The organism is Maritimimonas rapanae, from assembly GCF_057837205.1.
Genome location: NZ_JBYQFI010000001.1, coordinates 1,927,928 through 1,949,384 on the forward strand (window position 1 = coordinate 1,927,928; position 21,457 = coordinate 1,949,384).

Here is a 21,457-nt window from a genome sequence, read left to right on the forward strand (position 1 = left end):
GCTATGCAAACAAGAAAATTTATAGCATTCATTTTAATCTCATTCTTATTTTCATTCAATAATATTGAATCAAACAAAAAGAATTTTATTGAAAAAATATATACGCAGACAGACAGGCCTTTATACTTTCCCGGAGAAACAATTTGGTTTAAATCGTATATCACCAATGCAGAGAATAAAATCTCCACAATTAGTGAAGTACTTTATGCAGAATTAATTTCCCCTAAAGGAACAGTTGTAAAGGATATTAGGCCTTCAGTGAACCATGGATATGCCTATGGTGATTTTCAAATTTCAGAGAACTGGGTTGGTGGTATATATAAACTAAGAATGTACACCAATTGGATGAAAAACTATGGAAAAGAATCCTATTTCGAAAAAGAAATTGTAGTTCAAAAAGTGATAAGCCCAAATTTATTGATGACTCTAGAATTTGATAAAAAAGCATATGGTAAAAGCTCAGAAGTTATTGCTCATTTTGAAGCCAAAAGCCTTAAAAATATTCCTGTAGCTGACCAGAGTATTAAGTTTGAAGTCAAGGTCAATGGGGTTGAATATTCTTCAGAAATAACTAAAACGAATAGTGAAGGAAAAAAAGACATAGTTTTTAAACTACCAGATAGCCTAAATTCGTCAGATGTTTTATTAAACGTTTTGGTTCCTTATAAGAGCTCCAGAGAATCAATATCGAGGAGCGTTCCAGTAACCTTAAATAATATTGATTTACAATTTTTCCCCGAAAGTGGTAGTGCAATGATCGATGTGGAAAATCAAATCGCCTTTAAGGCTATGAATGAATTTGGCAAACCAGCAGATGTAAGTGGACAAATTGTAGATGCAAATGGGCAAATAATTACAAAATTTCAAAGTTATCACGAAGGCATGGGTAGCTTTTTATTAACCCCAAAAACAAGAAACTATTATGCCAGAATTACTGAACCTTTTACATCAGATTCTTTAATTAAATTACCCGAAATACGAGTTTTTGGCACAAGGTTTAGAGTAACCGAAGAGAGCAATAATTTGGTACTTAACATTTACTCAACGCTTAATGAGGATTTAAACCTTCGTGTTTCTAATTCCTACAAAGATTTATTAACCAGTAACATTAAAATATCAAATAATAGGGCTGAGTATAAATTAAACAAGACCGATTTACCCCCAGGAATTATTAAAGTTTCATTACACGATTCAAATAATACTATCGTAGCAGAAAGGTTGGTCTTTGCAAATAAATCTGACAATCTTAATATTGATGTTTCCTTAGATAAAGAAATCTACAAGACTCGTGAAAAAGTAAAGGTAAAGATTAGGACAACTGACAAATTTAATGCTCCTGTTCCATCGAACTTATCTGTTAGTATTGCTGACAATAAATTGGTTTCATTTGCTGATGACAAACAAGATAATATAAACTCATATTTGTTGATGTCTTCGGAATTAAGAGGGAAGATTCATAAACCTGCGTTTTATTTTGACGCTAAAGAAGAGAAGGCAAATATCGCTTTGGATTACGTAATGCTAACACATGGTTGGAGAAATTATATCAATAACAATAGCGTTACGCCTACTAATGCCATTTATCAACCAGATTCAAAGGCAACACAATACGGCAAAGTAGTTGACAAAAATTATAAAGCTGTCAAGGCACACTTATTATTATTTGATCAATACTCAGATAAGGCCTTAAAATTTGACACGAATGACAAAGGTGAATTTTCATTTAAAGTAGATCAAAGTAGTAATCTAGTTTTATTAGCTTATACAGATGATGGAAAAGATTTAAAAATACTTAAGGAGAAGTTTGTCCAAAGTTCTGTTAAGAAAAATAAATATAACATCACTGATAAATCAGAAACTACTGATTTCAAGCAGTTAAATATTAAAAAGCCGCTGACTAAAAAAGTCAAAGAGAAAGTATTATCCTCCAATAAACTGGGAATAAAACTCAGTGGTGATAATGCCCTTGATGAAGTTGTAGTAGTTGGATATGGCGTCCAGAAAAAACAATCTCTTTCGGGTGCAGTTGCAACCGTTGTTGAAGATAGTAATATTTCAACCTCGAACATAGATAATGTCGGACAACTATTGCAAGGAAGAGTTGCTGGCGTAAACATTACTAACAACTCAGGCGCACCTGGAAGTGCTTCTAGTATTGTTATAAGAGGTGCAAGCTCTCTAAGCGGTAATTCACAACCATTAATAATAATTGATGGAATACCCTTTGATCAAAATGGCAGAACAAATGGGGCATTGCACAATTTAGAATCGTCAAATGTTGAAAATGTTCATGTTTTAAAAGGTGCTGCAGCTTCTGCACTTTATGGTTCAAATGGTATTAATGGAGTAATAATTATTACTACTAAAAACCGAAATTTCAATCGACTATACGGTAGTAAATCTTTAAATAATAAGAAGTTTAAGAACTATACGGCACAAACATTTTATAATTACAATACTCTAAAAACTTATACAAGTAAACAATTCTACGCACCAATATATGAAAGTCAAGAATTACCTGAAGACAGAACTGACTTTAGACAAACTATCTATTGGAATCCTGTAGTTCAAACTGATAAAAATGGTGAAGCTTATTTTGAATATTATAATTCTGACGCTATTACCTCATTTGTAATAACTGCCGAAGGTATCGGGTATAATGGGTTGGTAGGTAGAAATGAAAAAAAATATGCCACAAAGAAACTATTGAATATAGATTTTAAAACGCCAAATTATATGGCACTCAGCGATACTATTCAATTACCAATAATAGTTACAAATGAATCTGAAGAGGCTATAAAAGCAGAAATAAGAATTGAGCTTCCAGAAGAATTAAAATTGTTGAGTGATGTCAACAGTAATGCTTTAAACCTTGATCCGAATTCTACGGAAACCAAAACAATCACAGTAATTCCAATTTCAAAGGTTGAAGATGCAATAATAAAAGTTAGTGTAAATAGTGATAGTTACACTGATAAAATTGACAGGGACATTACAGTTATTAGTCCATATTTTCCTACTCAAGCCTCAATATCAGGTTATAAAAATGACTCGTATCAATTTAATGTAGACAATGTAGTAGATGGAAGTTTGAAAGCTGAGTTTTCAATCTATACAGATATTGTTGGCAATGTTATGGATGGAATTGAATCACTAATAAGACAGCCATACGGTTGCTTTGAGCAGGTGTCTTCGAGCACATATCCAAATATTTTAATCCTGAAGTATCTTAAAGAATCTGGGAAAAGCAACCCAGAAATTGAGAAAAAAGCAATGAGTTTTATCAAAAAGGGCTATAAAAAATTAGCAGCTTACGAAACCTCAAAGAATGGATTTGAATGGTATGGCCATACTCCTCCACATGAAGCATTATCTGCTTATGGTCTGATGCAATTCACAGAAATGAAAGAAATTTATGATGGAGTTAGTGAACCAATGATTCAAAGAACTATTAACTATTTAATGAGTAGAAAAAATGGAAAAGGTGGATTCAAGCAAAATAGAGGTAAATATGGTTTTTCAGCCGCCCCTGAAAATGTAAATAATGCCTACATCATTTATGCTATAAGTGAATCCGGTGTGAGTGCAAACATTGAAAATGAATATAAATCTACTTATGAAGAAGCTCTTGTCAGTAACGACTCCTATAGAATGGCATTAATGGCATTAGCAAGCATGAACTTAGGCAAAAATGACAATGCAACCATTTTAATAAATAAAATAAAAGAGAATATTGAAACTTATGGTTTTCAAAAATTACCTGTTGAAAATACGATTACACGCTCTTATGGTGATGCTAAAGAAATAGAAACTGCTGCATTTAATATTCTAGCTTTATTGAAAGAAGGTAATTCTGAATACAAGGTAAGCCAGGGCATTGAATTTCTAATATCGAAGAGAAAGAATGGAAGATTTGGGTCCACGCAATCAACGTCAATGGCTTTGAAGGCTCTAATAGAATATACTAAAACTCAAAAACAAAAAATCATTGCGCAAGATAACGGTGTTGAAATTCAAATCAATGGTAAGAAAATCAAAACTGAACTTAAATTAAATAATAAAGGTAAAATTGTTATTGAAAATTTAGAGAAGCATATTAAAAAAGGACAGCAAAAGATCCAAGTAAGCTTTTCAAATCCTGAGATAACATTTCCATATTTATTAAATGTTGAATGGGACAGTACAATTCCTAACTCTTCATCTGAATGCAAACTAGAGTTGAAAACTGAAATTTTGAATTCTGTTCAAAGTGTTGGTCAAAATATGAGAATGAATATCATCGTAAAAAATAAAACAAAGAAGCCTTTACCAATGACTACAGCTATTATTGGCATTCCCTCTGGGACGTCCGCTCAACCATGGCAGTTAAAAGAAATATTGGAAAAAAACAAAGCTGACTACTTTGAAATTTTTGATAACTACTTAGTATTTTATTGGAAAGAATTTAATGCTGCGGAAGTGAAAGAAATACAATTAGATTTAAAAGCCGAAACTTTAGGCAGCTATAAGGCTCCAGCTAGTACTGTTTATCTCTATTATGCTGATGACTTCAAACATTGGGTGGATGGTTCAAAAGTAATTATACATTAAGTTATAATTCTCATAAACTCAATCTTGTTATTCTTTAACAATAATGCTTTTATACTCAAATAATTTTTTGTGCGTAACAGTTAAGAATACGCGCTCTAAATTCTTGTTTTAATTAAAATCATATTTTTTGCTTAAAATTCATCTGTTTTGCATCCATTTTAAACTTTGAATAATCCTTTAGAAGTGCTAACTTTTATAATGCAAATAGTGTTATTATTTGTATGAAAATAAGGTTCGCTTTGCGAACGAGATTTGAATAGCAAGAGGGCAACGCGCTAACGCGACGTTGCAATAATTAATGTATTGATTTTTAGTGATATACAAAATATTTTGAAATACTTGTTTGACGCAAATAGCTCTGTACTTCAACGTTTCCGAAGTTTTTTTGAGTCAAAAAAAATAAAATGATTGATTATGAGCTCATTTGGTACTGTAAAATTCAAGGTTAGAACCGCTAATAGATTTAGGTCTTTCTCTAAAGCTATTGCACCATCTCATTCTGAATCGATGGAAGTTATCCTTGATTTTTTTGAAGAGCATGATATATCTCCAACCGAACCAATTTCTTCTAACTATCACACTCTAGAAATATTAATCAAAAAGAGAATAAATGGACTGGTAGCCATCATTAAGGATATTGAGAAAAATCAGACAAAGCCCACACATGCAATGATGCAATTATTATTTGAAGGAGTTGCCAAAGAGAAAAAACCTAAACTAATAGAAAAGAAAGCACTAGAAAAAAAAAGCAAGGATGAAATAGACCCTAGAGACTCATTGTTGGAATTTTACAAAACTCATTATGAAAAAAACCAAGAAAGAGTCAATATTTTGAAAAGAGAGTCTTTTACATTATTAGAACAACTTGTTTATACCAAAAGTACTTTTGGAAAGAGTTATTATCGACTAGATATTTCAAAAGAACAGTTTGAAGAAATAACATCAAAATTTTTGTAGTTTGCATACCTACCGCATCCACAAAGCGGATTTGGTTCATTTTTAAACCTGTGGATTCTCATGATCAAGTGCATCCTCTGAATCAACAGGTTTAAAAACGTTTGTTTTGTTTATACTAAAAAAACTGTGCTTTAAATAATTGGTTGTATTTTCTATATTTGCCAGATGATTAAAAAATTGCTAATCCCCCTACTGTTTTTCTGCTACCTAGGTTTTGCGCAAGAAAAACTGCCATATATTGACTTTGATGAAATTTCTAAAAAAGTAGCTGAAAGTTCTCAAAATGGCGATTTCGATAACACCCTTGATCTTCTTAATAAAATCAACAAGAATGATTCTACCTATTGTTCTGTAATGGTTTCTAAATCTTATTACTTGATGGCCCTTAAGAAATATGAGGAAGCTATAGAAATGACAGATAATGGGTTAAACAAAAACTGTGGGGATTTGCGTAGATCTTTCTACATGAATAAAGGTGTGGCTCTTATAAATCAAAAGAAGTATGATGAGGCGATTAATTTAATTGATGTGGCGCTAAAAACTTATCCTAAAAATAGTTTACTATGGTATAATAAGGGTGTTTCTTTAGAATATTCCGGAAAAATACAGAAAGCTATTAAAGCTTATCAAACCACGATTGAGTTAAATCCCTTTTACAGGAAAGCGTATCTCCAGTTGGGAAATATCTGCTACAAACAAGAACTGATCAGTCAGGCACTCATGTGTTTTAATATGTATTTACTTTTAGAACCTGATGCTAGTGATGCCTTTAATAAGCTCAAAGCATTAAATAATATAGTAAAGAGCAAAAATGAGAATTCAAGAAACCCAGATATTAGTATATCTGAAGATGATGAAGCATTTGAAGATATTGATTTGGTAATAAATAATAGAATTGCTTTAAATGACAATTACAAAACCGGAAATGATATCAACATTGCTATAATTAAGCAAAACCATGCACTTTTAGCACAATTGGATGATTTTTCAGGAAATGGGGGGTTTTGGGATACCAGGTTCGTGCCATTCTATAAATGGATTCAAAATCAAGGGCATTTTAACATTTTTAGTTATACAATTTCCTATTCAATAGAAAACAAAAATTACAAGAAGATTATAGAGAAAAATGTCAAGGATATATCCGAGTTCATAGATTTATATAAATCTAAATGGAAGGAGATTGTTCAAAAGAAGAAAACATCTTGGAATGGAGAGGAAACTGAAATAACTTCTTACTACAAAAATAGTTATTTACAAGCCCTTGGAAAAATTGAAAATAATAATACTGTTGGGTTGTGGGAATTTTATAACGCAGATGGTCGACTCTCGGCAAAAGGAAATTTTAATGAATCAGCAAAAAGACAAGGTGAATGGAATTGGTTTAATCATTTTGGAAAAATAAAAGAGACCGTAAATTATCAAGGTGGAAAATTAAATGGAAAATATGCCAAATATTATGACAATGGTAAACTTGAAATTTCTGCCAACTATATTAATGATAATCTCGAAGGAGAATATAAATACTATAATGACAAAGGTGCCTTACTTCAAAAGAAATATTATAAAGACGGAAAATTAGATGGACTTTATATGTCATATTTTAAAGTAGGAGAAGTCTTACCGGAATTTAAAGTTCAATACTCTAATGGTGAGGTTAAAGAGAGGGCTTTAGAATATTATTCTAATGGCGCACTCTACGCTGATATGAGTTTTAGTGATGGCGGTCAAAATGGTCCCGAAATCAAATATCATTTAAATGGAAAAAAATCATCTGAGATAAATTATTCGAATGATCTATACAATGGTAAATATGCGACCTTTCATTCGAATGGCAATCCTATGGAAGTGGGGCAGACTTTAAATGGAGCTTATGAAGGAAATTGGAAATCGTATTATGACAACGGCACTATTCAAATTGAATATACATATAATGGTGGGGCGCTAGATAGCGATTATAAGTATTATGATTTTGATGGTAAGTTACATTATGAATATGAGTATAGAAAAGGTGAGGTCCTTGCCTTCAAGTTTTTTGATAAACAAGGAAAAGTATTAAAAGAAGGAAGAAAAAAAGGAGGTGAATTTTATTATACGGGTTACTCACCTGAAGGTAATATTACTTCAGAAGGGCTGTATGATATCAAAGGAGGTAAAAAAGGCATTTGGAAGTTTTACTCAAATAATGGCGTACTGACCGAACAAGGAACATACTTAGATAATAGAGCTCAAGGAGAGTATAAGGCATATTATAAAAATGGAAAAGTAAAATCTATTTCAACATATAAAAATGATACCTTAACAGGTTACTATGTCGATTATCATAAAAACGGTAAAATGAGTTCTCAAGGCTGGTACAAGAATAGCAGTCAACATGGAGAATGGAGAAGTTATTATTCAGATGGTACTCTTAGTGTTATTAATTTCCTTCATAAAGGGTCATTACATGGTGAACAACATTATTTTTCTGGAGATGGAAAACTAACTCAAATAAGTAACTATAACTTTGGTCAAAACACTTCCGACAAATTCTTTGACCATAATGGAAATATTTTCGAGCAGGTAAACTTTGACGATCAAAAAGCTAAAAGCGAAATTATATTTAGTCATTTCAACAAAAAACCAAGAATAAAAATAGATTATATAAATGGAGTGAAACATGGCTTCTATACTCATTATGATTTCTATGGCAGAAAAAAGACTACTGGTGAATACCTAAATGGAGAGCAGCATGGAAAATGGACGTGGTATTATGATAATGGAAATATAGAAAGTATTTCAACTTATGTTTTGGGAAATATACATGGCGAATACATTAGCTATTATGAAAACGGGCAAGTTGAAAACAAATATTATTATGATTTTGGTTCATCTGAAAAAACCGATTTATCGTACTATGAGAATGGTAACATTAATACTTCAACTCAGAACAAAAGTGATAAAAATCATGGCAGGAAGGAATTCTATAGTCAATCTGGCAAATTACAACTTATAAGATTCTATAGTCATGGTCGGTTAATAGGATATAGCCATTTGGATAAAGATTCTAAAGAACTACCCATGATTCCTTTAAAAAATGAATCGGGCAAAGTTATTGCACGCTATGATAACGGTAAAATCTCCAGAGAAATGGAATACAAAAATGGGGATTTAATTAATAATTATAAAGAATACTATTATTCTGGAAAAATTGCTAGTGAAATTCCTTACGAACAAGGGGAATATCATGGAACTGTTACAGATTATTTTGAAAATGGAGAAATTAAAAAACAAAGAGAGTACATGCTAGGTTCTCTTCATGAGGTTTTAAAAGAATATTATGATACTGGTACTTTAAAAAAAGAAGTGCATTATTTAAATGGACTTAAGTCAGGAGTATCGAAAACTTACAATGAGAAAGGGAAATTAACAATAGAAGAAAACTACTTTAATGATTATATTATCGATTCCAAAACTTTCTGAGATAAAATGGTTGTTAGTTGCTTTTTTTGCAATCATAAACTCCTATGGCCAGATATCTTCAGAATTAAAAAAATATGAGGAAGAGTATCCAAATTCTCATTCTGTTAGACTTAATCAAGAGACAATAATAAAAATAGCGTTAGATAAAGGAAATTTTATCATAACTGAAGAAACAACAGAAGAAGATTTATTCCTGGATGAAAGTGCTACTTATAAATCTGAGCAATCATTAAGCTTCTCTTCATTTTATGAAATTGAAAAAATAGAAGCCTCTTCATTTATTTTGAGAAATGGACAATATGAAGAAATAAAAGTCAAGGATTTTAAGGAAAAAGATGAGCTTGACGATTTCTTTTATGATGATACTAAATCGTTAAATTTTATCTACCCTAACCTTAGCAAGGGTGCAAAAGCGAAGTTAAAATACGTTCAAAAAATAAAAAACCCTCGTTTTCTTAACCCATTCTATTTTGGCAACTTCTACCCAGTTAGAAAAAATAGGTTTACTATTATCGCGGATAAAAATGTTGAACTTAACTTCAAAGAAGTAAATACCGATAATGTTGAGATAAAATTTTCAAAAGAAGAAGGTAGAAAAAGAAATACCTACACGTGGACAACTGAAAGCATTGATCAATTTGACCCAGAAGATGATAGTCCGAATTACAAGACCATATTACCGCATATCATACCGATAATTAAAAGCTATGAATTAAATGGCAAACAAATTAAAGTGTTGGGTGAGGTTTCGGATTTATATGGTTGGTATTATTCTTTGGTTGAAAATATTAATAAAGAAAAGAACGATGCCACATTAGAAGAATTAGTTCAAAAATTAACCAAGGGAAAAACAAATGATTTAGAAAAAGCGAAATCAATTTATTACTGGACACAAGAGAATATTAAATATATAGCCTTCGAATATGCACTCGGCGGCTTTATCCCAAGAGAGGCAAATGATGTATTTAAGAAGAAATATGGGGATTGTAAAGATAATTCAAGCATTCTAATGAAAATGCTCGAAATAGCCGGAATTAAAGGAAATCTTACATGGATTGGAACTCGAAGCATCCCATATAAATATGACGAAGTCCCAACCCCAGTTGTAGACAATCACATGATACTTTCATTTGAACTTGAAGGAAGAACATATTTTTTAGATGCCACGGGCAGATACAACTCCATTGAAATGCCAACCTCGTTCATTCAGGGTAAGGAAGCTTTAGTAGGCTATGACGAAAAGACGTTTAAAATAAAAAATGTACCTGTAATAGATGCTCAACAAAATGCATACTCTGATAAGACCATCGTTGAATTAGAGGGTAACGGTCTTAAGGGTGCATCTGAATCTGAAATTTCGGGATATGTAAAAATAGATTACTTCTATGATTTAGAAAAGAAAAAAACGGATACAAAAATTAAAGAGTATTATAATTCTAAATTCGAAAAAGGGAATAATAGCTTCTTAATCGAGGATCTTATAGAAGAGAATAAATTTGAATACGATAAAAACCTTAAAGTGAAATATAAATTCGAGATTTCGAATTATGCTAATACTATTGGAAATGAAATTTATGTGAATTTGAACTTGAATCAGGAAATTGGGGCGTTAAGAACCAAGAAGAATAGAAAAACTCCGGTAGAACATAAATTCAAAAACTACCAATCATACCAAACCATTTTTAAAATACCAGAGGGGTATTCTTTAGATTATTTACCCGAAAATGTCGAAGTTTCGAATGAATATCTAATAAGTAATATAACCTATAAACAAGAGGGTAATACCATTCAATATATGCATACTATTACCTTAGATTCATTATTGTTTGATCTAGAAGCACAAAAAAAAATAAATAAATTAATTGATGAAATCGAGCAAGGATACAAAGAAGTTGTAGTCCTCCGCAAAAAATAATCTTAAACTCAATATGAAAACATTAATACAACTATTTTTCTTACTAATATTTCTTCAAACCTTTTCCCAAAATGTTCCGTTTTATCAGAATTATGAATGGGATGACAACCCTAGCTATAAGGAGTTAGTAGGAAACTCTACGGAACCGATGATTGCTGTCAAGGATAAATATGTAGTAGAATTTGCTTATGATGGTGAAAGTCAACTGACGGAATATTATTTGGAACATCAAGCCCTATGGCTGAATAGTGATGAAAAAATTGAAGCCTACAATAAGGTTTACCTCCCCTATTCTTCGAATTCTGAATTACTGGTGAGCAAGGCAAGGGTAATCACAAAAAACGGAGAAATGATTGTTTTAGATGATTCTAAAATTTTGACTGCTAAAGACGAAGAAACTGGAAAGCAGTATAAATATTTTGCCTTCGAGGGTATTGGTAAAGAAAGTATTATTGAATATTATTATGTAGAAAAAAAATACCCGAGTTACAAGGGAAAATTATTCCGTCTTCAAGCTACATTTGATAAAAAAAATGTAGAGTTTGACGTATACTCTCCTTCAAATCTCGTCTTTGACTTTAAAAGCTACAACGATTTACCCGCAATTAAAAAAGATACTCTAAGTAAAAATAAATTGCATTGGAAGTTATCCCTTAAGGAACTAGAAGGTCTTGAAAATGAAAATCAATCTCCATGGCAAGCATCGCGCGGATCAATTGTTTATAAACTTGATAAGAACCTCAAAAATAATATGCGCGATATCTCATCATATGGTAGTGTGGCCCAGAACATTCATAACTTTTACTATACGGAACCCTCTAAGAAAGATAAGGAGCTCATTGCCAAATTTAGTTCTGAGGCAATTTCAAAAGGTGATATTGATGAAGAATCTAAAATTAGAAGTCTAGATAGGTTCATTAAGACTAATGTCGCTCAGTATGACAGTAGTAGCGAAGAACTAAAAGATTTGACTCAAATACTGACAAATAGAGTTGCAAATAGCACAGGTTTTATCAAATTATATACGGCTTTATTCAAATCGTTAAATATTAAGCATGAAATGGTCATAACAAGTGATCGTGAAAAACTTAAGTTTGATAAAGAATTCGAAGCGAATAACTTTCTAACAGATTTTCTATTTTACTTCCCAAAGTATAAATCGTATTTATCTCCAGAAGATATTCAAACTAGATATGGATATCCACCTCCAAATTTGACGGATAATTATGGCCTCTTTATTAAAGAAGTCAAGGTTGGAGATTATAAGTCCGCAATAGGAAAAATAAAATATATTAAGTCACTGGGGGCGAATAAAACCATTGATAAAATGGTAATAGACGTCACATTTGACAAAAAAGATATTACAAAGAACATTATAAAATTAGACCGATCTTTTACTGGTTATTATGGGCAGTCTTTTCACCCATATATGCATTTGGTGAAAGATAAGGACAGGGAGGAGTTGATCGAAAACCTCGCACAGAGTATGACTGAAAATATAGAGGTAATTAGTAGTGAAATTATTAATGAAGCTCCAGAATTATTTGGTGTTAAACCTTTACATTTTGTGGTTGACTTAGAAACTGAAGCTTTTACCTCGAAAGCGGGAAAAAAGTATCTTTTTAAATTGGGAGAAGTCATTGGTCGGCAAATACAGATGTATCAGGAAAAAAAACGTGTCCTCCCTTTAGAAGATCAGCACAAAAGAAGCTATTATAGAACAATAAATGTTACGTTACCGCAGGGCTATAAGGTGGCTAATTTGGAAGATATCAATATTGATAATTCATATTCAAAGGATAACAAAGAACTTCTATCGTTTAAGTCTTATTATGAAGTAAAAGGAAATACTATCGTTATAACCGCTGATGAGCATTACCGATTGAGCATTATTGATACTTCAATCTTCGAGGATTATCGAAAAGTCATCAACAGTGCAGCTGATTTCAATAAAATCACTTTGGTACTAGAGCCTGAAGACTAATATTAGAACTATTTCTAAAATGAAGCTATTTGCTCGTTATACTCATCAAGAATATTGTTAGGCAACGACTTTAAATATATTTGGGTTGTATTTAACTTGCTATGTCCTAACATTGCTGATATAGCTATCAATGGAACATTTTGCAACATAGCTTGCGTCGCAAAACTGTGCCGAGAAACATACGATGTAAGATTATGATCAATATCGCATTGCATTGCAATTCTCTTTAAACCTTTATTATATCTATGACGTTCCCAATCAATATCTTTATGTTGCAGCTCAAGGACATCTCTTTTTATAATTGGAAAAATATATTGATCTTTTTCTTTGCCTTTGGTGTAGATAGAAAATATTTCCTTTAAATGATCGGTGATTTTTATGTCATATAGCTTACCAGTTTTTGAACGTTGAAACTTAATGCGATCATTAACAATATTCTCCAATTTTAAGAATGCCATGTCCATAAAAGAGATGCCGTACATGAGATAAGATGCTAAAAAGTAGTTTCGATAATGGAATAATGCCGTATTCTTATCTAGATCAAGCGTTAAGATTTTTTTGATCGATTCTAAGTCTATAGCTCTTTTCTTAGTAGGTATGGTTCTAATCTTATAGTTCGTGAAAGGGTACGCCTCTTTCTTGACCAAGCCCGCTCTTATCGCTTTATTATAGATTGCTTTAATGGTTCTTAGATTTGAAGCCAGGCCATTGATACTATTCCCTTTAGATAAATATTGGCTCTCGTACTTCAATAAGAAGTGATAGTTCAGCTCATTGAACTTTAAGTCTTTGTTATTATTGTAGGTCTTAAAAGTACCTAAAGTCCCACTATAACTCCGCGCAGTACCATAGCGTCGAGCTTTTTTTAATTCTTCTACCAGACCATACCCAAATTCAAAAAAAGATTCGTACTTACTGGTTCTTACTATTTTATCCTTAACCTGTTTGATCGATAAAAACTCCAATTCTTTTTTATCAAATAGATCATTGATAATATCGGTTGCACGGGTTTTCTCTTTTAATAGAATGTTATTTAATTTCCTGACGGATGAAACCCCTTTATACGAATTCTTAACACATCGCTTTCTATCATTCCAATATTCTTTTGCAATAGAATAACCCAAAGAGATTGAAGTTGTCTTTCTTAAATGACTTAATCGTAAAATTATGGGGTAGGTATTATTCGATTTTTTACGTCGTAGATCCAGCGTCAATGTCACGTTCGTTTTCATACATATAAGTTAAAAAATTTGCACTCAATTTGCACGCAACTGTTTGATTTCAAATGAATAGATTTGAAACCAAATAAAATTAAAACACTAATTATCAGTGTCTTAAAACGCTAATTCCTTTAACTTATTCGTGAAAAAATGCGCTGTTAATCAGAGGGTCCTTGGTTCGAGCCCAAGAGGGGGAGCTTTATAAACAAAGGCTTTGAAAATTTTTAACCTTCAAAGCCTTTTTTCATTTGCACGCAGAAGTCCTTTTAATAGATTTTGAATTCATTTACAATAACTTATATTATTCTTATAAAATCATAAAGCTGACTTTTATCATTCTTTTTATGTAAAGTGGTTTATAACTTTATTAATTAAATAGTTAGCCATGAAAAAAATATTAATTCCAACAGATTTTTCAGACAATGCATGGGATGCACTTACATATGCTATACGATTGCATGATGATATTCCTTGTACTTTTTATATTCTAAATACTTATGAAGTTAATACTGGCGGAGTAAGTACAGCTCTTCATGCAGGAGCAACAAGGAGACTATATGATATTTTGAAAGAAGAATCAATAAATGGGCTTGATAAAATAGAGGCTTATCTAAATGAATATTTACTAAATGACAAACATGAGTATAGAACAATATCAATGCATGATAGTATATGTTCAGCAGTTAAAGGTTTAGTAAATAAAGAAAAAGTTGATTTAATTGTAATGGGAACTACTGGGGCATCTGGTATTAAAGAGATCTTTCTTGGTAGCAATACTATGAGGTTAATTAAAACTATTAGTGACTGCCCAATAATTGCCGTACCTAAAGATTATGAATTTAAAGAGCCTGAACGAATTACTTTCGCAACTGATTTGAAGAAATCTTTAGGAAGTTTTGAGTTAAAAACATTAATGGAACTTATGTTAATTCACAACCTTGATTTAGAAATACTACATGTAAAAAAGGAAAAAGAACTAAATAACACACAAAAACAAAATATTGATAATATCAAGAAATATTTAGGCACAAATAATATAAAGTATAAAGAAATCGAATTTAATAAATCAATTTCTAATTCTATTTCTTTGTATAATCACAATAATGATGTTGATATTATTTGTTTAGCAAATTATGAGCATAGCTTAATTGAAAAATTAACTCACGAACCCATTATCAAAAAAATTGGATTTCATACAGAAATACCTCTATTAGTCATTTCTTTGTAAGAAGTAAAGCTATTTAAATTCCCTTTTTTTAATTATTATGCTATAATTTTTGCTAGCAAATTCTACCTCTTTGTTTGATTCTTTTCTTAATCTTAAACCAATGACTTTAGCATAGAACCTAGTCGCAACTTCAATTTCTGAAGATGAAACAGACAAATTATAATTTGAATGATTTAAATCCATTGGTTATAAATTATCAATACTAGAATATATTACTACAAAACAAGTAAAGTTATTGGCAAAGTGTATTTTACACTCACAGATCTTCCTCTTTGTCTTCCAGGAGCCATCTTTGGTAATAACTTAACTACCCTTATAGCTTCTTTTTCTAATCTTTTATGTGGTCCCCTAGCCCTTATATCAGTAACATTTCCATCCTTATCTATTCTAAATTGTACATATACTTTTTTATTCCCTTTATCTAATCCCAAATCTCCTGCTAATTCAGTATTGTATTTTTTATTTACATGCTCCTTAATTTTATCTTTTAGGCATTGTTTCTTTTGCATTTTTGTCCCTTTACAACCAGGGTAGACAGGTGCTTCTTCTATAATTGCAAACGGAACATCTTCTACTACCTCTTCTTCTTCTACTACTTCTTCTATATCAACAATTTCTGCTACTTCAATAACTTGATTTTCATCAGACTCGGTTGATTCTAAAACAGCTTCTTCTAATTCAGATTTATCTTCAACTATTTCTATTTTTTCTGGTGTCATAGGTGGCGGAGGTGGAGGCGTTATTTGCTCAATTCGTTCTGTAATTGGAATATCTTCTATAATTTCATCTTGAGTAGCACTTTGAACTAATGTATCTAAAGTACGCTCGTATGTTCTAAATTCTATTGATAGATAAACGATCAATAGAGAAAGTACCAATCCTAATTGAAAAAAAAGCTTGCTATAATTTTCTAGCCTAGCCTTTTCTGCTTTTTTTGTTTTCATGATATTAACTTTTAGATATAATTTATTTCTATATCACACTAAGTTATTGACTATCAATCTTAAAAAGAATGACTTTTATCATGTCTCTAAATTATTTTTTTGCAAAAAAAAGCAGGAAATAGTTTTACTTCCTGCTAAAAAAATTAAGCTAAAATTGCTCTATTAAATAGTTTATTAAATCGGTTGTAGTTACAATACCTACCAGTTTATTATCATCAACAACTGGTAAAGCATGGAACTCTTTTTTAGATAAAATTTCTGCAACTTCCTTTATTGTAGTATTAGAATTAACGCTTACCAGATTTTTTGCCATTACCTGCTCAATAGTAAACATATTATATACCATTGTATCTACTTCTTGTTCATCTTCATAAACGGCATCAGCAAAACTAATTCTTAAAAGGTCAGTATAACTAAGCATACCTATAATTTCGTTTCCACTTACCACAGGTATATGCCTTATTTTATTTTCTTTAAATAATTTTTCTGCTGTTCTTAAATCATGAGTATGATTAACAGTTATGACATTTTTAGTCATAATATTCGAAATTGGAGTTCTTTTTTTCATAATATTTAATTTAAATTCTCATATAAAGATAGATACTCACATAAAAATTAACTATGACATTTGTCATAGTATTTGGCATCTCACAGCTCTATTTTTGATAAAAAATTTGACATATGAGTGTTAATCTTATTCAGAAGTATAATGTTCCTGGACCTAGATATACAAGTTACCCTACAGTACCTTATTGGGATAAAAATGGAATTTCAATCGAAGACTGGAAACAATCTTTACAATTTTCATTTAAAGAAAGTAGTAAAGAAAAAGGAATAAGCATTTATATTCATTTACCATTTTGTGAGAGTTTATGCACCTTTTGTGCTTGCCATAAGCATATTACAAAGCGCCACGAGGTAGAAGAACCCTATATAAAAACACTATTGAAAGAATGGCAATTATATTTAAACTTATTTGATGAAAAGCCAATTTTAAGAGAATTGCACCTCGGAGGTGGTACTCCTACATTTTTTACTTCAAAAAATCTTAGCACGTTAATAAATGGGATTTTAAATTCAGTAGAATTACACAGAGATTATGAGTTCAGCTTTGAAGGACACCCTAACAACACAACCAAAGAACACCTGCAAACTCTATATAAATTAGGTTTTACTAGGGTAAGTTTTGGAGTTCAAGATTATAGTGAAACAGTTCAAAAAGCAATTAATAGAATTCAGTCTTTTGAAAACGTTAAAAATGTAACCTTATGGGCTAGAGAAATTGGTTACACTTCTATTAGCCATGATTTAGTTTTTGGCTTACCATTTCAAACTGTTGCAAATATTATTGATACTATAAAAAAGACAAATGAATTAAAGCCAGATCGTATTTCATTTTATAGCTATGCACATGTACCTTGGGTAAAAGGTGTTGGTCAACGAGGATTTAGTGATGAAGACATACCAAGAGGTGGTTTTAAAAGAAAATTATACGAAATCGGTAAGCACATGCTTACAAACCTTGGATATATTGAAACTGGTATGGATCATTTTTCATTGCCAACAGATTCATTATACAAAGCTTTTAATACAGCTAGTTTACATCGTAATTTTATGGGTTATACTACCAACCCCACTCAATTAATGATAGGATTAGGGATGTCTGCAATTGGTGATTCTTGGTATAGTTTTGCTCAAAACGAAAAAACGCTAAAAGGATATCAAAAAAGAGTTGACTTAGGAGAATTACCTATAGTTAAAGGACATTTGCTAACAGAAGAAGACTTAATTATAAGACAACATATCTTAAATATTATGTGTCATTTTAAAACTTCATGGCAAAAAGATCATCAAAAGTTTAATCAATTAACAGAAGTGTTAGAACGCCTTAAAGAGTTAGAAAAAGATGAACTGGTATATATTTTAGAAAGTGAATTATTAGTGCCTGAAGATGCCAGAGTATTTGTAAGAAATATCTGTATGGCATTTGATTTAAGACTCACCAGTAATAAACCTGACACACAATTATTTTCTATGACAATTTAATACTATGGGCTCGCAATCTGTCAAAGCAATAACAACCAACAAGCAGCGTAAAGAATTTACGCTACAATTGCTTAATGATATGAAAGCATTAGATATTATGATTGAAACCGATGCTTTTGAAAAAGGTATTCAACGTATTGGAGCCGAACAAGAATTAGTAATAACAAATAAGCATTATAGACCTTCTTTTAATGCGCTAGAAATACTCGATAAAATTAGTGATGATCATTTCACTACTGAACTGGGCTTATTTAATATTGAAGCAAATTTAGATCCGTTAGAACTAAAAAATAATTGTTTTTCTGAATTAGAAAATGACCTGACACATTTAATAGATAAAGCTAGAGTAGCTGCTAATCAAGTAGATGATAATAAGATTATTTTAACAGGAATACTCCCAACATTCAAACGTAAAGATTTAGTATTTGAAAACATGACCCCATATAAGCGTTATAAAACGCTTAATGATGTTATGAAAAACATTAAAGGTGAAGATTTTAAGTTACGTATACGTGGCGTTGATGAATTAATTTTAAATCATGAATCTATCCTATTCGAAGCTTGTAATACAAGTTTTCAGGTACACTTACAGATTGGGCTAGATGAAATAATTGATAAATATAATTGGTCTCAAGCTATTGCTGGTCCCGTACTGGCTCTAATGACCAATGCTCCGCTCTTATTGGGTAGAGAATTATGGAGTGAAACTCGCATAGCCTTATTTCAGCAAAGTATAGACATGCGTAATACATCGCATTTACTTAGAGAACAAAAACCCCGAGTATCATTTGGTAGTGATTGGGTTCGGAACTCAATTTTAGAAGTATTTACAGATGATATTACAAGGTATGCTCCATTGGTAACTTCAGAATTTGGAGCTAGTGCAACAGAAGAATTAGAAAAAGGTATTAAACCAAAGCTTACAGCATTAAACCTACATAATGGCACCTTATATAAATGGAACAGAGTGTGTTATGGTGTACATAAAAATATTGCTCATTTACGCATAGAAAATAGGTATATACCAGCTGGACCAAGCATTAAAGATGAAATTGCAAATGCATTATTTTGGGTAGGTGTTATGCAAGGTATGCCAGATAAGTATAGAAATATTTATAAATTAATGCCTTTTAAAGATGCAAGAGGCAATTTTATAAAAGCTGCAAGAACAGGAATCGATACTTACTTTAATTGGTTTGGCAAAGGTGTTTCTGCAAAAGAACTGGCAAAAGAAGTGCTAATACCTATGGCAAAAAAGGGTTTAAAAAAATCTGGGGTCGGTGAAGTTGATATTAAGCATTATTTGAATATTATAGAAAAAAGAATAGATCATAATACTAATGGTAGTAAATGGATGGTTAGAAGTAGTAGAAAGCTACAGGAAAAAGTTTCAAGAGATGAGTCAAATATTTTGTTAACACATAATTTATATAAAAATCAACTCGAAGGCTTACCAGTGTATCAATGGAGATTGGCAAGAAAAGAAACCAGAGAAAAGATTCAATCGCAAGACAAAGTATATAAGGTAATGACAACTGAGGTTTTTGTAGTAAATGAAAACGATTTGGTTGAGCTTGTATATAAGATTATGGATTGGAAAAACATCCATCATTTACCTGTTGTAAACAAGAAGAATAAGCTTACAGGTATAATTTCAAGGTCTACAATTAACCACTTAAGTCAAAAAGACATTAAAGACAATTTTAGAGTTGCTAAAGATATTATGATAAAATCTGTTAAAGTAGGGCATCCAGAAATGTCTATAGAAGAAGTTAAAGCATTTATGATTAAAAATAAAGTAGGTTGTTTACCAATCTTAGATAATGAAGAATTGGTAGGTATGCTTACAAAAACTGATATTCAAAAAATTGATACTATTTAATTAATAATGGATAGTATTACAATTCAGTTTTATAATAAGGAGATCCGGCTACAACGCATTCTATATAGTTCTCAAATTAAAAATACTGCACCAACAATAGTTTTTTTAGGAGGAATTCATGGTAACGAACCCGCAGGAATTTATGGATTAAACAATGTTGTCGAATACATAAAAAATAATAAGGTTTCTTTAAAAGGAAATTTTTATGCCATTGCAGGTAACTTAAATGCCCTTAAAAAAAATATTCGTTACGAAAAAGTCGATTTAAATAGACTTTGGACTCAAGAGAATATTATTAATTTAAATGAAACTGATTCTTCAAATTCAGAGAAAAGTGAACAATATGAATTGTATACTATAATTAAGGGAATTTTATCAAAAAATAAAGGGACTTTTTATTTTATAGACTTGCACACAACTTCTGCAGAAACAATACCTTTTATAACAATTAGCGACTCACTGAATAATAGAAAATTTGCTTCAAATTTTTCTGTACCTATTGTCTTGGGTATTGAAGAATATTTAGAAGGACCATTGTTAAGTTTCATTAATGAATTTGGGCATATTTCTTTAGGATTTGAAGCTGGTCAGCACAATGACGTTAAATCTATTGAAAATTGTGAAGCATTTATTTGGAAAGCACTTGTTGAAAGTAAATGTCTTGATAAAAATGAAATTATAGAATTTGATAATCGAACAAGTTGTTTAAATAAGTATTATGCTTATAAAGATTTTTTCGAAATAAATTATAGGTATCATTTAGAAGATCGAGAAGATTTTATGATGATAAATGATTTTAAAAATTTTGACCCCATTAAAAATAATGAGATTCTAGCTTTAAGTAATCAAAAGGAAATCAAGTCAAAAAGAGATGGTTATATCTTTATGCCTTTGTACCAAAAACAAGGTAAAGATGGTTTTTTTATCATTAATAAAATTTCAAAAATTTGGATATATCTATCAGTTGTTTTAAGACAACTAAAACTGCATAATTTACTACGATTATTACCAGGCATTAAACAAGATTCAAAACATAAACACACTTTAATTGTTAATCCGAAAACAGCTATGTTTTTAGCAACAGAGGTATTTCATTTATTTGGATATCGTAAAAAGATCGAGAAAAATAATAAACTTTATTTTATAAAAAGAGATAGAAAAATTATAGATTTTATTTAACCTATCTCCCTACTGATAAATATCATAGTTTTTCTCTTTATGAGATTATAACT

12 protein-coding genes are annotated in these 21,457 nt (G+C 30.9%); 9 read left to right on the plus strand and 3 right to left on the minus strand.

All coding sequences use genetic code 11. The annotated features are described in order from the left end of the window. Positions 1–3 precede the first annotated feature (3 nt). The 5 genes from AC3IF2_RS09310 to AC3IF2_RS09330 all read left to right on the plus strand — a co-directional run bounded on the left by AC3IF2_RS09310 (position 4) and on the right by AC3IF2_RS09330 (position 12,905). The gene (locus tag AC3IF2_RS09310; RefSeq protein WP_489166764.1) at positions 4–4,590 is read left to right on the plus strand and encodes a TonB-dependent receptor plug domain-containing protein; all 4,587 of its coding nucleotides are present in this window, start codon (positions 4–6) and stop codon (positions 4,588–4,590) included. 414 nt (positions 4,591–5,004) lie between these two features. Beyond that, entirely contained in the window at positions 5,005–5,547 is a 543-nt protein-coding gene (locus AC3IF2_RS09315; RefSeq protein WP_489166765.1) for a BfmA/BtgA family mobilization protein, read from the plus strand. A 165-nt stretch (positions 5,548–5,712) separates the two neighbouring features. After that, positions 5,713–9,006 (plus strand): tetratricopeptide repeat protein, encoded by a 3,294-nt coding sequence (locus tag AC3IF2_RS09320; RefSeq protein ID WP_489166766.1) that lies wholly within the window; start codon positions 5,713–5,715, stop codon positions 9,004–9,006. Beyond that, positions 8,975–10,921 carry a DUF3857 domain-containing protein gene (locus tag AC3IF2_RS09325; protein WP_489166767.1) on the plus strand — a complete coding sequence of 649 codons (1,947 nt, stop codon included), beginning with the start codon at positions 8,975–8,977 and terminating at the stop codon, positions 10,919–10,921. The genes AC3IF2_RS09320 and AC3IF2_RS09325 overlap by 32 nt, the downstream gene beginning before the upstream one ends. Before the next feature lie 13 nt (positions 10,922–10,934). Continuing rightward, positions 10,935–12,905 (plus strand): DUF3857 domain-containing protein, encoded by a 1,971-nt coding sequence (locus tag AC3IF2_RS09330; protein ID WP_489166768.1) that lies wholly within the window; start codon positions 10,935–10,937, stop codon positions 12,903–12,905. A gap of 14 nt (positions 12,906–12,919) precedes the next feature. Here the strand turns inward: AC3IF2_RS09330 and AC3IF2_RS09335 are convergent, their stop codons facing one another. Next, complete coding sequence (locus AC3IF2_RS09335) at positions 12,920–14,137, minus strand: phage integrase SAM-like domain-containing protein (protein ID WP_489166769.1); 1,218 nt, start codon at positions 14,135–14,137, stop codon at positions 12,920–12,922. A 373-nt stretch (positions 14,138–14,510) separates the two neighbouring features. Here AC3IF2_RS09335 and AC3IF2_RS09340 point away from each other — a divergent pair, with 373 nt between their 5' ends. Further along, positions 14,511–15,353 (plus strand): universal stress protein, encoded by an 843-nt coding sequence (locus AC3IF2_RS09340; RefSeq protein WP_489166770.1) that lies wholly within the window; start codon positions 14,511–14,513, stop codon positions 15,351–15,353. Between the two features lie 215 nt (positions 15,354–15,568). On the opposite strand, the gene AC3IF2_RS09345 is transcribed toward AC3IF2_RS09340, so the two are convergent. Both AC3IF2_RS09345 and AC3IF2_RS09350 read right to left on the minus strand, forming a co-directional pair. Further along, the gene (locus AC3IF2_RS09345; RefSeq protein ID WP_489166771.1) at positions 15,569–16,297 is read right to left on the minus strand and encodes an energy transducer TonB; all 729 of its coding nucleotides are present in this window, start codon (positions 16,295–16,297) and stop codon (positions 15,569–15,571) included. Positions 16,298–16,445: 148 nt separating this feature from the next. Continuing rightward, complete coding sequence (locus tag AC3IF2_RS09350; protein ID WP_489166772.1) at positions 16,446–16,865, minus strand: CBS domain-containing protein; 420 nt, start codon at positions 16,863–16,865, stop codon at positions 16,446–16,448. 113 nt (positions 16,866–16,978) lie between these two features. Between AC3IF2_RS09350 and hemN the strand changes: the two genes are divergently transcribed. From hemN to AC3IF2_RS09365, 3 genes are read left to right on the plus strand one after another with little or no spacing between them, the layout of a single operon-like run. After that, complete coding sequence (hemN, locus tag AC3IF2_RS09355; RefSeq protein ID WP_489166773.1) at positions 16,979–18,343, plus strand: oxygen-independent coproporphyrinogen III oxidase; 1,365 nt, start codon at positions 16,979–16,981, stop codon at positions 18,341–18,343. Between the two features lie 4 nt (positions 18,344–18,347). Beyond that, complete coding sequence (locus AC3IF2_RS09360) at positions 18,348–20,225, plus strand: glutamate-cysteine ligase family protein (RefSeq protein ID WP_489166774.1); 1,878 nt, start codon at positions 18,348–18,350, stop codon at positions 20,223–20,225. 6 nt (positions 20,226–20,231) lie between these two features. Continuing rightward, positions 20,232–21,404 (plus strand): aspartoacylase, encoded by a 1,173-nt coding sequence (locus AC3IF2_RS09365; RefSeq protein WP_489166775.1) that lies wholly within the window; start codon positions 20,232–20,234, stop codon positions 21,402–21,404. Positions 21,405–21,457: the final 53 nt, after the last annotated feature.